The organism is Mesorhizobium sp. M7A.F.Ca.MR.176.00.0.0 (assembly GCF_004023165.1).
In the GTDB taxonomy this organism is placed as follows: domain Bacteria; phylum Pseudomonadota; class Alphaproteobacteria; order Rhizobiales; family Rhizobiaceae; genus Mesorhizobium.
Window position 1 is genome coordinate 1 of the sequence record NZ_RZTC01000291.1, and the last position, 1,029, is coordinate 1,029.

The 1,029-nt window shown below is 64.4% G+C and carries 1 protein-coding gene; it reads left to right on the forward strand.

Annotated elements, in window-relative coordinates; genetic code table 11:
• Positions 1-195 precede the first annotated feature (195 nt).
• Positions 196-1,029 (forward strand): 3-methyl-2-oxobutanoate hydroxymethyltransferase (gene panB, locus EOB59_RS34895; RefSeq protein WP_128290308.1); only part of this gene is annotated, 834 nt, incomplete at its 3' end.

Here is a 1,029-nt window from a genome sequence, read left to right on the forward strand (position 1 = left end):
CTGCTTATGGCGTCAGGCCTTGCCGAAGGCAAGGCTTTTGCCACGGCGTGCGCGCAAATGGCTTGCCTAAAGCCCGACACAAGCCTGTGATCCTGCCGGTCGCTGCATGCACGCTTGCCAAGCCTTTGCGGTATTTCTAAAGCTCTGCGCGCCCATGCCTGCATCCAGCCCGGCTTGAGGCCAAGGAGGTGACGATTGGCCACGGAATTGCCGACCACCGACATTCGCATCAGCGCCGAGGCGATTCGCCACCGCAAGGGCGGCACGCCGATCGTTTGCCTGACCGCCTATACCTATCCCATCGCCCGTCTGCTCGATCACCATGTTGACCTGCTTCTGGTCGGCGACAGTGTCGCCATGGTCCTGCATGGCCACAAGACGACTCTGGGCGCCTCGCTGGAGATGATGATCGCACATGGGCAGGCCGTGATGCGCGGCTCGGCCAGGGCCTGCGTCGTCGTCGACCTGCCGGCCGGCACCTATGAGGCAACGGCAGCGCAAGCCGTCGCCTCGGCGCGGCGGGTCGTCGACGAAACCGGCTGCCAGGCGGTGAAGCTCGAAGGCGGCGTCGACATGATCAGCCAGATCGAGGCCATCGTCGCCGCCGGCATTCCGGTGATGGGACATATCGGCCTGCAGCCGCAATCGGTCGAGAAGGACGTCGGCTACAAGATCAAGGGCCGCACCGAGGAGGCTGTTGCGGCATTGCTTCGCGATGCGCTCGCCGTCGAGAATGCCGGCGCTTTCTCGGTGGTCATCGAAGGCACGGTCGAGAGGGTCGCCGCCGATATCAGCCGCCGTCTCGCCATTCCGACCATCGGCATCGGTGCCAGCGGTGAATGCGACGGCCAGATCCTGGTCATCGACGACATGGTCGGGCTGACCGTCGATCGCGTGCCGAAATTCGTCAAGGAATACGCCGACCTGCGCAGCGTGATCTCGCATGCAGCGGAATCCTATGCAGCCGAGGTGCGGGGCCGGACATTCCCCGGCCCCGGCCATGTCTTTTCGGCGACAAACAGCAGGGAC